The 12919-nt window shown below is 42.4% G+C and carries 9 protein-coding genes and 2 rRNA genes; 3 read left to right on the forward strand and 8 right to left on the reverse strand.

Annotated elements, in window-relative coordinates; genetic code table 11:
- Positions 1–57 precede the first annotated feature (57 nt).
- The 3 genes from NSQ59_RS20425 to NSQ59_RS20435 form a co-directional block, all read right to left on the reverse strand.
- Positions 58–2992: ribosomal RNA gene (locus NSQ59_RS20425) — 23S ribosomal RNA — on the reverse strand.
- Between the two features lie 187 nt (positions 2993–3179).
- Positions 3180–4730, reverse strand: a 16S ribosomal RNA gene (locus NSQ59_RS20430).
- The 16S and 23S rRNA genes sit together here, the layout of an rRNA operon.
- A gap of 231 nt (positions 4731–4961) precedes the next feature.
- Positions 4962–5837, reverse strand: coding sequence for a nucleotidyltransferase-like protein (locus NSQ59_RS20435; protein ID WP_340832539.1), 876 nt, complete (start codon positions 5835–5837; stop codon positions 4962–4964).
- 290 nt (positions 5838–6127) lie between these two features.
- On the opposite strand from NSQ59_RS20435, the gene NSQ59_RS20440 reads away from it, so the two are divergent.
- Positions 6128–6487: a YgzB family protein gene (locus NSQ59_RS20440; protein WP_055741908.1), complete on the forward strand. Its 360-nt coding sequence runs from the start codon at positions 6128–6130 to the stop codon at positions 6485–6487.
- Positions 6488–6571: 84 nt separating this feature from the next.
- Here the strand turns inward: NSQ59_RS20440 and perR are convergent, their stop codons facing one another.
- The 5 genes from perR to NSQ59_RS20465 form a co-directional block, all read right to left on the reverse strand.
- Positions 6572–7018, reverse strand: a complete 447-nt coding sequence (gene perR, locus NSQ59_RS20445; protein ID WP_055741909.1) for a peroxide-responsive transcriptional repressor PerR — start codon at positions 7016–7018, stop codon at positions 6572–6574.
- A gap of 85 nt (positions 7019–7103) precedes the next feature.
- The gene (locus NSQ59_RS20450; protein ID WP_340832541.1) at positions 7104–7652 is read right to left on the reverse strand and encodes a cob(I)yrinic acid a,c-diamide adenosyltransferase; all 549 of its coding nucleotides are present in this window, start codon (positions 7650–7652) and stop codon (positions 7104–7106) included.
- Between the two features lies 1 nt (position 7653).
- Positions 7654–8604 (reverse strand): D-2-hydroxyacid dehydrogenase, encoded by a 951-nt coding sequence (locus NSQ59_RS20455; RefSeq protein ID WP_340832543.1) that lies wholly within the window; start codon positions 8602–8604, stop codon positions 7654–7656.
- 339 nt (positions 8605–8943) lie between these two features.
- Positions 8944–9417: a thioredoxin-dependent thiol peroxidase gene (gene bcp, locus NSQ59_RS20460; protein WP_126647338.1), complete on the reverse strand. Its 474-nt coding sequence runs from the start codon at positions 9415–9417 to the stop codon at positions 8944–8946.
- 117 nt (positions 9418–9534) lie between these two features.
- Entirely contained in the window at positions 9535–9954 is a 420-nt protein-coding gene (locus NSQ59_RS20465) for a potassium channel family protein (protein WP_055741913.1), read from the reverse strand.
- A gap of 189 nt (positions 9955–10143) precedes the next feature.
- Here NSQ59_RS20465 and NSQ59_RS20470 point away from each other — a divergent pair, with 189 nt between their 5' ends.
- Both NSQ59_RS20470 and NSQ59_RS20475 read left to right on the forward strand, forming a co-directional pair.
- Entirely contained in the window at positions 10144–11430 is a 1287-nt protein-coding gene (locus NSQ59_RS20470) for a glutamate-1-semialdehyde 2,1-aminomutase (RefSeq protein WP_055741914.1), read from the forward strand.
- Positions 11431–11764: 334 nt separating this feature from the next.
- On the forward strand, positions 11765–12850 hold the full coding sequence (locus tag NSQ59_RS20475) for an FUSC family protein (RefSeq protein ID WP_055741915.1): 1086 nt from the start codon (positions 11765–11767) through the stop codon (positions 12848–12850).
- The last annotated feature ends 69 nt before the right edge of the window (positions 12851–12919 follow it).

Consider the following 12919-nt stretch of genomic DNA (forward strand, 5'->3'; position numbering starts at 1 on the left):
TTTTATTCCCTCAAAACTAAATACTGTAGAAGAAGAAGTAAAGAGAATCGCTCTATTTTGGTTAAGTCCTCGATCGATTAGTATTCGTCAGCTCCATGTGTCGCCACACTTCCACCTCGAACCTATCAACCTGATCATCTTTCAGGGATCTTACTAGCTTGCGCTATGGGAAATCTCATCTTGAGGGGGGCTTCATGCTTAGATGCTTTCAGCACTTATCCCTTCCGCACATAGCTACCCAGCGATGCCTTTGGCAAGACAACTGGTACACCAGCGGTGCGTCCATCCCGGTCCTCTCGTACTAAGGACAGCTCCTCTCAAATTTCCTACGCCCACGACGGATAGGGACCGAACTGTCTCACGACGTTCTGAACCCAGCTCGCGTACCGCTTTAATGGGCGAACAGCCCAACCCTTGGGACCGACTACAGCCCCAGGATGCGATGAGCCGACATCGAGGTGCCAAACCTCCCCGTCGATGTGGACTCTTGGGGGAGATAAGCCTGTTATCCCCGGGGTAGCTTTTATCCGTTGAGCGATGGCCCTTCCATGCGGAACCACCGGATCACTAAGCCCGACTTTCGTCCCTGCTCGACTTGTAGGTCTCGCAGTCAAGCTCCCTTGTGCCTTTACACTCTACGAATGATTTCCAACCATTCTGAGGGAACCTTTGGGCGCCTCCGTTACTCTTTAGGAGGCGACCGCCCCAGTCAAACTGCCTGCCTGACACTGTCTCCCACCCCGATCAGGGGTGCGGGTTAGAATTTCAATACAGCCAGGGTAGTATCCCACCGACGCCTCCACCGAAGCTGGCGCTCCGGCTTCAAAGGCTCCTACCTATCCTGTACAAGCTGTACCAAAATTCAATATCAGGCTGCAGTAAAGCTCCACGGGGTCTTTCCGTCCTGTCGCGGGTAACCTGCATCTTCACAGGTACTATAATTTCACCGAGTCTCTCGTTGAGACAGTGCCCAGATCGTTACGCCTTTCGTGCGGGTCAGAACTTACCTGACAAGGAATTTCGCTACCTTAGGACCGTTATAGTTACGGCCGCCGTTTACTGGGGCTTCAATTCAGAGCTTCGCTTACGCTAACCCCTCCTCTTAACCTTCCAGCACCGGGCAGGCGTCAGCCCCTATACTTCGCCTTGCGGCTTCGCAGAGACCTGTGTTTTTGCTAAACAGTCGCCTGGGCCTATTCACTGCGGCTCTCTCGGGCTTGCACCCTACCAGAGCACCCCTTCTCCCGAAGTTACGGGGTCATTTTGCCGAGTTCCTTAACGAGAGTTCTCTCGCTCACCTTAGGATTCTCTCCTCGCCTACCTGTGTCGGTTTGCGGTACGGGCACCTTTCACCTCACTAGAGGATTTTCTTGGCAGTGTGGAATCAGGAACTTCGGTACTATATTTCCCTCGCTATCACAGCTCCGCCTTCACGGTTACGGGATTTGCCTCGTAACCAGCCTAACTGCTTAGACGCACATAACCAGCAGTGCGCTTACCCTATCCTCCTGCGTCCCCCCATCGTTCAAACGGTGAAGAGGTGGTACAGGAATATCAACCTGTTGTCCATCGCCTACGCCTTTCGGCCTCGGCTTAGGTCCCGACTAACCCTGAGCGGACGAGCCTTCCTCAGGAAACCTTAGGCATTCGGTGGAAGGGATTCTCACCCTTCTTTCGCTACTCATACCGGCATTCTCACTTCTAAGCGCTCCACTAGTCCTTCCGGTTTAGCTTCACCGCCCTTAGAACGCTCTCCTACCACGGACACCTGTCAGGTGTCCATCCACAGCTTCGGTGATACGTTTAGCCCCGGTACATTTTCGGCGCAGAGTCACTCGACCAGTGAGCTATTACGCACTCTTTAAATGGTGGCTGCTTCTAAGCCAACATCCTGGTTGTCTAAGCAACTCCACATCCTTTTCCACTTAACGTATACTTTGGGACCTTAGCTGGTGGTCTGGGCTGTTTCCCTTTTGACTACGGATCTTATCACTCGCAGTCTGACTCCCAAGCATAAGTATTTGGCATTCGGAGTTTGTCTGAATTCGGTAACCCGATGAGGGCCCCTAGTCCAAACAGTGCTCTACCTCCAATACTCTTCATCTTGAGGCTAGCCCTAAAGCTATTTCGGAGAGAACCAGCTATCTCCAAGTTCGATTGGAATTTCTCCGCTACCCACACCTCATCCCCGCACTTTTCAACGTGCGTGGGTTCGGGCCTCCAGTAAGTGTTACCTTACCTTCACCCTGGACATGGGTAGATCACCTGGTTTCGGGTCTACGACCTCATACTTATTCGCCCTATTCAGACTCGCTTTCGCTGCGGCTCCGCTTCATCAGCTTAACCTTGCATGAAATCGTAACTCGCCGGTTCATTCTACAAAAGGCACGCTATCACCCATTAACGGGCTCTAACTACTTGTAGGCACACGGTTTCAGGTTCTCTTTCACTCCCCTCCCGGGGTGCTTTTCACCTTTCCCTCACGGTACTGGTTCACTATCGGTCACTAGGGAGTATTTAGCCTTGGGAGATGGTCCTCCCTGCTTCCGACGGGATTTCACGTGTCCCGCCGTACTCAGGATCCACTCTGGAGGGAACGAAGTTTCAACTACAGGGTTGTTACCTTCTTTGACGGGCCTTTCCAGACCTCTTCATCTACTCCGTTCCTTTGTAACTCCGTATAGAGTGTCCTACAACCCCAAGAGGCAAGCCTCTTGGTTTGGGCTTCTTCCGTTTCGCTCGCCGCTACTCAGGAAATCGCGTTTGCTTTCTCTTCCTCCGGGTACTTAGATGTTTCAGTTCCCCGGGTCTGCCTTCATTACCCTATGTATTCAGGTAAAGATACTGCTCCATTACGAGCAGTGGGTTCCCCCATTCGGAAATCTCCGGATCAAAGCTTGCTTACAGCTCCCCGAAGCATATCGGTGTTAGTCCCGTCCTTCATCGGCTCCTAGTGCCAAGGCATCCACCGTGCGCCCTTACTAACTTAACCTATAAGGTTATTACTACTTTAAAATGGATAAATCCATAAAGTGGCGATTCTCGGTTTTACTTGGTTTCTTCTATCAGTATCTAGTTTTCAAGGAACAAAAATATTTTGAAAGGATGACCTTTCAAAACTGAACAGAACTTATAAACGTCTTCTTGTAACCACGTAAGTGGTTTTCCATTATCCTTAGAAAGGAGGTGATCCAGCCGCACCTTCCGATACGGCTACCTTGTTACGACTTCACCCCAATCATCTGTCCCACCTTCGGCGGCTGGCTCCAAAAGGTTACCTCACCGACTTCGGGTGTTACAAACTCTCGTGGTGTGACGGGCGGTGTGTACAAGGCCCGGGAACGTATTCACCGCGGCATGCTGATCCGCGATTACTAGCGATTCCGGCTTCATGCAGGCGAGTTGCAGCCTGCAATCCGAACTGAGAATGGTTTTATGGGATTGGCTTAACCTCGCGGTCTCGCAGCCCTTTGTACCATCCATTGTAGCACGTGTGTAGCCCAGGTCATAAGGGGCATGATGATTTGACGTCATCCCCACCTTCCTCCGGTTTGTCACCGGCAGTCACCTTAGAGTGCCCAACTGAATGCTGGCAACTAAGGTCAAGGGTTGCGCTCGTTGCGGGACTTAACCCAACATCTCACGACACGAGCTGACGACAACCATGCACCACCTGTCACTCTGTCCCCCGAAGGGGAACGCCCTATCTCTAGGGTTGTCAGAGGATGTCAAGACCTGGTAAGGTTCTTCGCGTTGCTTCGAATTAAACCACATGCTCCACCGCTTGTGCGGGCCCCCGTCAATTCCTTTGAGTTTCAGCCTTGCGGCCGTACTCCCCAGGCGGAGTGCTTAATGCGTTAGCTGCAGCACTAAAGGGCGGAAACCCTCTAACACTTAGCACTCATCGTTTACGGCGTGGACTACCAGGGTATCTAATCCTGTTCGCTCCCCACGCTTTCGCGCCTCAGCGTCAGTTACAGACCAGAGAGTCGCCTTCGCCACTGGTGTTCCTCCACATCTCTACGCATTTCACCGCTACACGTGGAATTCCACTCTCCTCTTCTGCACTCAAGTCTCCCAGTTTCCAATGACCCTCCACGGTTGAGCCGTGGGCTTTCACATCAGACTTAAGAAACCGCCTGCGCGCGCTTTACGCCCAATAATTCCGGACAACGCTTGCCACCTACGTATTACCGCGGCTGCTGGCACGTAGTTAGCCGTGGCTTTCTGGTTAGGTACCGTCAAGGTACCGCCCTATTCGAACGATACTTGTTCTTCCCTAACAACAGAGTTTTACGATCCGAAAACCTTCATCACTCACGCGGCGTTGCTCCGTCAGACTTTCGTCCATTGCGGAAGATTCCCTACTGCTGCCTCCCGTAGGAGTCTGGGCCGTGTCTCAGTCCCAGTGTGGCCGATCACCCTCTCAGGTCGGCTACGCATCGTCGCCTTGGTGAGCCGTTACCTCACCAACTAGCTAATGCGCCGCGGGTCCATCTGTAAGTGATAGCCGAAGCCATCTTTCAATCTTTCCTCATGCGAGGAAAGAAGTTATCCGGTATTAGCCCCGGTTTCCCGGAGTTATCCCAGTCTTACAGGCAGGTTACCCACGTGTTACTCACCCGTCCGCCGCTAACTTTTAAAAGCAAGCTTTTAAAAGTCCGCTCGACTTGCATGTATTAGGCACGCCGCCAGCGTTCGTCCTGAGCCAGGATCAAACTCTCCAAAAAAGTGTTTGATATAGCTCATAAATTTCAAAACATTGACGTTTCGTTCTGTTCAGTTTTCAAAGATCAATTTCCGTCACTCTTTCGTGACAGCGACTTTATTATCTTATCAAAGTGTTTCTTTCTTGTCAACACTTTTTTTATTTTCTTCGCCGCTGCGTTTTTCAACATCTTGCAGCGACGTTTATTAATATACCAAGAATAAAATCAATCGTCAATACATAAATTAATATTTTACAATAATTTTTTTGAAACACAGTAATGACGGTGATATATATCATATCCTTTTGTTTGAATTCTAACTTCATCAATAAAATGCTTATCTAGTAGAAATTCTAATAGCATGCTTAAGTCTACATCATAATGTTCTAATTCCGGATGTGAAATAAGATCATTAATCGTCCATTCATCTTTCGTCTTCATAATTTCAATTAAATGTGAGGCACCAAATCGTGTTCTGGAATGAATTAAAAATTCACTTGCTATAAACAAAAGTTCTAATCTCTTTTCTATAGGCTCATCACTCGTAACCAATTCCTCATAAAGCTTAAATATTTCCGGTTCCATTTGTTTTACTTGATTCCATACCGTTATTTCAGGATGAAAGCCTTTTTCAATTACAGCAAGACGTGCCAAATGATGCAGGGAATGTGCTACATGATTATAGGCATCTAAGTACTGACTGTTATCAAAAAACGCCTTTCCTTCCATATATCTGCGAACCAGCTTCGCAAATTCAAGACCGATTTTGACTTTTCGATCATAAAAAGGAAAATCCTGAAGCTCATCTCTTAAGTTGTTCATATACTCATTGCGGTCAAATAATATTTTTCCGTGCAGAATCCACTCTACTATTTTCCGATTCGTCCCGAGCAGCAGCCATTCTCGGAGTTGATCTTCTCTGACAATATGCAAAGAGGCTTTTTTGTCCTCATAAGTATAGTGCTTTATAAAGACAGGTGTTTCCACATCTTTCACAACAATTAATAAAACTGCATCAAATGTATCCGTAACTGCACTCGTATTCTGTACTTTTTCAATAATTAGAACACCGAGTGTATTTGTTTGGCTTGCTCTTTCTTGATATATCGGTCGAAGGATGTCCTCCATATTTAATTCCTCCAAAATCCTTTATAGGGTATAAGAAAGTATATTTTTATGTATCATGAATTTAATAGCTTAAATGTCAGTTAGTTTCAGTCTATCTGTTTTTAGGAATATCAGTATGTCTGATCTCTGTGTTTCTACCGTAAGTTGAGAAACAAAATGCTTTTTTGCTTTTCTTTATACTTCGACAATGATAATAAATTTCCTGCTATTTTAAAAGTACTAATTATGTCCAATTGTTAGTCTACATCTTTCCTTATTTTATGATATAGTAGCATTTAGGAGGGACAAGCATGGCAAAATACTCTAGTAAAATCAATAAGATTCGCACATTTGCGTTAAGTTTGATATTTGTTGGATTTATCATCATGTATTTCGGAATCTTTTTCAGAACTCATTTCCTAGTTATGTCTATATTTATGCTTCTTGGATTGTTGTCGATCATTGCTAGTACTGTCGTGTATTTTTGGATCGGAATGCTGTCTACAAAGGCGGTGCAGGTTGTTTGTCCGAACTGTAACAAGCCAACAAAAATTTTGGGACGCGTCGATATGTGCATGCATTGCCGTGAGCCTTTAACCTTAGACCCGAATTTAGAAGGAAAAGAATTCGATGAAAACTACAATCGAAAATCCCAGACAACAAAAATGTAAGCATTAAGAATTTAACGTAAAAAAAATGAACATTCCTAAAACAAAAAAAGAATGGTTTCGAGTAAAGGCTCGAACCATTCTTTTTTAATGTACATTTTGTTTCTTCATGCAATCAGGACAAGTGCCGTAAATTTCCATGCGATGATGACTTACCTTAAACCCTGTAACATGTGAAGCAAGCTGCTCCACTTCATCCAGTCCAGGATAGTGGAAGTCTACAATCTTTCCACAGTCTTCGCAGATGATGTGATAATGATTTGTTGTGACAAAATCAAATCGGCTTGATGAATCTCCATATGTTAGTTCCTTTACTAAACCAACCTCACGAAATACTCGCAAGTTATTATATACAGTAGCAACACTCATATTTGGGAATTTCCCTTCAAGCGCCTTATAAATTTCATCCGCGGTAGGATGTGTCATTGATTGAATTAAATACTCTAATATCGCATGACGTTGAGGAGTGATTCTTACTCCCGTTTCTTTTAACGTTTCAATGGCTTCCTTCATTTGATGTTCAGACACCGTCATGCACCTCTTTCCTAAAAAGAATTTATTATTACTTTATAATATCTATAATTAGTGTACTAAGTAAAAGGCACTTCTGTCAATGTTTTCAGGACTGATGAAGGGTTTTTTCATTTTCATTAAGACGCATATTCACAAATCGGGCTGCTACGAATAAAAAATCGGACAAACGATTTAGATAGGAGAGCACCAACGGATTTACATCCTCTAATGACACAGCACATCTTTCCGCTCTTCTTACAACAGTTCTGGCGAAATGCAGGCCTGCACCAGCCGGATGCCCGCCCGGTAAAATGAAATTATTCAATGGCGGCAATGCCGAGTCCCATTTATCAATAGTATGCTCCAATTCCTCAATATCTTCTTGTTTTATTTTCCACTTTACTTCTTTATTTCCCGGAGTCGATAATTCCGCCCCGACATGAAAGAGAGCAGTTTGCACTTTATGAAATACTTCCTCCGCCTCCATTTTTTCCGGAAAATCTTCTTTCTTTAAAAAACTTATTGCCTGACCAATCGCTGAATTTGCTTCATCACAAGTCCCATATGCCTCCACGCGCATATCGTTTTTCGCGATTCTTGTTCCATAAACTAATGATGTCGTTCCTTTATCACCGGTTTTCGTATAAATTTTCACATTAATACCCCTTTTCTACATCAATCACGTTCAAAAAGTCTTCTTGTTTATTAGTATATGTACGATAGTTATGCTTTAATATTTCAAATGCTCTTGGAAGATAAAGATTTGTATTGCTGGAAATATGCGGAGTGATCGTTACATTATCCATGCTCCAAATTGGATGCTCCTCCGGCAGCGGTTCTTCCTCCAATACGTCTAAAATCGCATGCGATATCATTTTTTCTTGCAGAACTTCCATTAATACTTCCGTTTTTACTGCATCCCCTCTGCCGATATTGATAAAAACAGCTGTATTTTTCATACTTTTAAAATGATGTTTTTGATAAAAATGCTTTGTTTCTGATGTGCTTGGTAAAATATTCACTATAAAATCAGAGGCACCTAACCCTTCATACATGGAATCTAATGTTTGCATTTCATCAAAATAATCTCGTTTTTCTCCGCTGCTATTCACACCGATTGTTTTCATTCCAAATGCTTTTGCTAATCTTGCTATCTCACTTCCAATCGCCCCCGCTCCGACAATCAATATGGTTTGTCCGGATAGTTCAAAAATCGGCAGTCCCTTTTTCCATACATGCTCCTTCTGCTGTTTTTGCATGACAGGAAATTGTTTGGCATATTGCAGCATAAGCCCCAGAGTAAATTCTGCCATCGGAATTTTATGTATTCCTCGTGCATTCGTAACAAGAATCCCCTTCTCTTTTATCGCTTGCAAAGGCATTTTTTCAAGACCAGCTGATGTGACCATTATCCATTTTAGCTGATCCGCTAGTTGAATATGTGTTTCGGTTAAATCCTCACCATAAGTCACCAGGACCTCCGCATTCGAAAGCTCCTTCTCTGCATGTTGAATATCGGGATAAAAGGAAAAATCCTCGCTAGGAAAACTGTCGGTTAGGTCTTGTATCAATTCAGCCGGCGGTGTAAAAGTAAAGATCGTTTTCATGGTTTTCCCCTTTTCTTCAATATTTTATTTAATTGTACCATGTATGTGTGAAAATTGACCCGCTCTAGAAAACATAAAAAAAGGGGCCGAATGAATCGACCCTAAAAGACTATCTGAGGAGGTATGCCCTACTATACTGTATGTGCGTTGTCATGTTTTGAGTGGACAAATGCCGCTATCTTACTAAAATAGGCAAATAAGAAAAGCGGAAGCGCCTTGTTCATCGGCGTACGGATTTCGTAGTCGCAGGCTCGAGATAAAGGAAACACAGCGAGGTAGTTCACGAGCTAATGAAATTGGCACTTGGAGCTAGACAGCGTCTATAAATTTTTTTACCTCTTAAGAAAGATTTTCTTTTATAAAAGCCAGCGCTTCTTGGACATGTCCATCCACTTTCACCTTGCGCCATTCCTTCGCAACGTTCCCTTGTTTATCGATAATGAATGTACTTCTTTCGATTCCCATATACTCTTTTCCAAAATTCTTTTTCAGCTTCCACACTTCATATTCATCTGCAACCTTATGATCAACATCTGCTAACAAAAGAAAAGGTAAGCTGTATTTATTAATGAATTTTTGATGGGAATTTACCTCATCTGGACTAATGCCTAAAATAACGGCATCTAAATCGGAAAATTCCTTATATGCATCGCGGAAGTCACATGCTTCCGTTGTACAACCAGGTGTCATATCCTTTGGATAAAAATACAAAACAACATGCTTTTTACCCTCGAAATCGGATAGTTTTACCGTTTCTCCATTATTTGCATGCAATTCGAAGTCTGGTGCTTTTGCTCCTATTTCAATGGACATATAATTCAACTCCTACTAAATATTTATCCCGCATTAGCGGGCAGTTGTTCTCCACTACCAAATGGCAGTATCACCTTATCTTCAGCTTATCGAAATGTAACTTTTAACGCAAACCATCTACTTTTTTCTGAAGCTTACCTGATCATGGTCAAGTACACTTTTCACGACAAATGCAGCCGGAATGGTATATCCAATCAGTGCTTCTATTATGACAATGGCTCTGCCGATTCCTAAAGGAACCACATCTCCAAAGCCAACAGAAAATAATGTTACTGCACTTAAATAAAGGGAGGTATACAGCTTATGAAAATAAGAACCTGTCAGGTCTGCACCATGATCGATGATGATGTGATATCCCTTTATTTCAAGCAACAGGTAAATAAGGCCGAACCCAATCATTAGGACACAATAGGCAAAAGCAAGGAACAAAAAGTTGTCAAAAGAGATTTGTTTATTTTTTAATTTATGCGAGAAAAACAATGTTCGCAGGCTCATGCAAATACACAGAATGACTAATATGATGAGGAGATTATACATTTAAATAGCTCCTTTTATTTTACGCAAATTAGAGGTAAGAACATCAAGCTGACATATTCTTGTTCAAAAACTGCTTGTCAGTCTATTTTATTGTAGTGTCGAATACATTTATGAATGAAAACTTTAATTGGACACTATTTTCTTAAAGGTCTAAAATGGAGAATGGATTTAATAATTGGAGGAATACATATGAATTTTACTCAATCTGAACTTTTACATAGTGAAGCATTACAGCATATTGTCGGAGGTGTGAACAGTCCTTCGAGATCTTATAAAGCAGTTGGCGGCGGCTCACCGGTTGCAATGAAAAGAGCGCAAGGAGCGTACTTCTGGGATGTGGACGATAACCGTTATATTGATTATCTTGCGGCTTATGGTCCGATTATTACAGGACATGCCCATCCACATATTACGGAAGCGATTAAAACCGCTGCTGAAAATGGTGTTTTATATGGAACACCTACCCCTTTCGAAGTAACCTTTGCAAAAATGCTGAAAGAAGCAATGCCGGCATTAGATAAGGTACGGTTTGTGAATTCCGGAACAGAGGCAGTCATGACCACTATTCGTGTTGCCCGCGCATATACTGGACGCGACAAAATCATTAAATTCGAAGGCTGTTATCATGGGCATTCTGATCTTGTTCTTGTTGCAGCCGGTTCCGGTCCTTCTCAGCTTGGAATGCCAGATTCTGCAGGTGTAACGAAAAATATTGCGAAGGAAGTTATTACGGTTCCTTTCAATGACATCGAACCTTTTAAAGAAGCATTAAATACATGGGGAGATGAAGTTGCAGCTGTACTTGTCGAACCAATCGTCGGCAATTTTGGAATTGTTGAGCCAAAACCAGGATTCTTAGAGCAAGTGAATGAGCTAACTCATAATGCCGGTGCCCTCGTCATTTATGATGAAGTTATCACAGCCTTTCGCTTTATGTATGGCGGCGCACAAAACTTACTTGGGGTAACACCAGATTTAACAGCGATGGGAAAAATCATTGGTGGCGGATTACCGATTGGTGCATATGGCGGCCGCAAAGAAATTATGGAAAAGGTAGCACCGCTCGGACCTGCTTATCAAGCGGGAACAATGGCAGGAAATCCTGCATCGATGCTGGCTGGTATCGCATGCTTAGAGGTTTTAAAAGAAAAAGGTGTATATGAACAATTAGATTTCTTAGGAGCTATGCTGGAAGAAGGAATATTGGAAGCTGCCAAGAAATACAATACACCAATTACCATTAACCGTTTAAAAGGTGCATTAACCGTATATTTCACAAAGGAAAAAGTAGAAAATTATAAACAAGCGGAGGCTACAGACGGAGAAATGTTTGCGAAGTTCTTCAAGCTGATGCTGCATCAAGGAATTAATCTTGCTCCTTCTAAATATGAAGCATGGTTTATTACAACTGCTCATACAGAAGAAGATATAAAAGAAACTATTAAGGCAGTTGATTACGCCTTCTCCCAACTATAATAAAGAAGAACCTAAAGGCTTTGCTTTTAGGTTTTTTTATATTCTCGGCATACTTCCCCTCTTCCCCACACATCATTCTTTATCACGAAAACATGGACAAGATTTGTATTTTTAGCAAAATATATAGTAGTTGGGTATGATATTAATAAAATTATTAAATTTTTCTCTTGATATTCTCACCTTTCCAATGTATATTACGTAGATGTTGTAAATGAAAATGAAATATCTGGTCATTGGAGTGGTTTTGCTTGATGTAACCCGATGACCGATAATAACGGCAACATACACTAATAAAAAAAACTATTATTTGCATTTAAAGGGGAATTATTTTGTCATGAAGCTTGGGGCCCGCATTTTTAAAACGGGAATAGCTATTGTACTGGCTTTATTTTTAGCGCGATTGTTACATATGCCTAACGCGGTATTTGCCGGGATTGCAGCCATTTTCGCGATAAAGCCAACTATATATCGATCCTATTTATCGATTATTGAACAGCTTCAGGGAAACCTGATTGGAGCGATTATTGGGGTCGTATTAGTTATGATATTTAATAATAATGTGCTCGTTGTTGGACTCGGTGCTATTATTACTATCATCATTATGTTAAAGCTTAAACTGGAGAATAATGTCAGTCTTGCACTTGTAACGATGATTGCCTTAATGGAAACACCTGGAGAACATTTCTTACAATTTGCTGGAATTCGCTTTTCCACTTTATTGCTTGGAATTTTATCGGCTTTTATCGTAAATTTAATCTTTTTGCCGCCAAAATATGAAACAAAATTATATAATAGTATCTCCAATGTAACGGAAGATGTACTAAGATGGGTAAGATTAACTAGCAGACATGCAGCAGAACATCAGTTATTGAAAAAAGATATTACTGTATTAAAAGAAAGAATGCTTAGGGTAAATGATTTTTTGTCGATGTACAAGGAAGAGAGAAGCTATTTCAAAAAATCCACCATTGATAAACAACGCAAAGCAGTTGTTTATCGACAAATGGTTATACTTTTGCAAAGCAGTTTTGATATATTAAAAATTCTCCACCGGTACGAACAGGATTTGCGCCAGCTTCCTGAATCGGTTAATGAACAATTACAAGAATTACTGGATGCTATCATGAGTGATCATGAAAAATTAATTTTGAAATTCTTAGGAAAAATACGTAAGGACTCTGAAATTGAATCTGTTCAACTTTTGGAAGAACAAAGAAATCAATTAATGGAGCTTTTTCTAGAAGATATTGAGGCTGAGAATTGTCTGTCTCAAGTACAGAAGTTCCATGTTATGCGACTTTTATCCGCTATCGTTGAATATCAAGAGCAATTAGAGCATTTTGAAAAGCTTATCGATAGCTTTCAATCCTTTCATAAGGATAAAAATGAAGTAACGGTAGAGGAAATAAATGAAGATTAAGCCGGCAAACTTTTTGCCGGCTTTTCAGTATCATATAAACACCAGATTGGTTTTTCCGTCGTTTTCGCT

The sequence above is a fragment of the Margalitia sp. FSL K6-0131 genome (assembly GCF_038008735.1).
In the GTDB taxonomy this organism is placed as follows: Bacteria; Bacillota; Bacilli; order Bacillales; family Bacillaceae_C; genus Margalitia; species Margalitia shackletonii.

Excerpts from the sequence above, each read along its gene's own strand:
- NSQ59_RS20435 (WP_340832539.1), bottom strand. The coding sequence starts at position 5,837 with ATGGAGGACATCCTTCGACCGATATATCAAGAAAGAGCAAGCCAAACA.
- NSQ59_RS20440 (WP_055741908.1), top strand. The coding sequence starts at position 6,128 with ATGGCAAAATACTCTAGTAAAATCAATAAGATTCGCACATTTGCGTTA.
- perR (WP_055741909.1), bottom strand. The coding sequence starts at position 7,018 with ATGACGGTGTCTGAACATCAAATGAAGGAAGCCATTGAAACGTTAAAA.
- NSQ59_RS20455 (WP_340832543.1), bottom strand. The coding sequence starts at position 8,604 with ATGAAAACGATCTTTACTTTTACACCGCCGGCTGAATTGATACAAGAC.
- bcp (WP_126647338.1), bottom strand. The coding sequence starts at position 9,417 with ATGTCCATTGAAATAGGAGCAAAAGCACCAGACTTCGAATTGCATGCA.
- NSQ59_RS20465 (WP_055741913.1), bottom strand. The coding sequence starts at position 9,954 with ATGTATAATCTCCTCATCATATTAGTCATTCTGTGTATTTGCATGAGC.
- NSQ59_RS20470 (WP_055741914.1), top strand. The coding sequence starts at position 10,144 with ATGAATTTTACTCAATCTGAACTTTTACATAGTGAAGCATTACAGCAT.
- NSQ59_RS20475 (WP_055741915.1), top strand. The coding sequence starts at position 11,765 with ATGAAGCTTGGGGCCCGCATTTTTAAAACGGGAATAGCTATTGTACTG.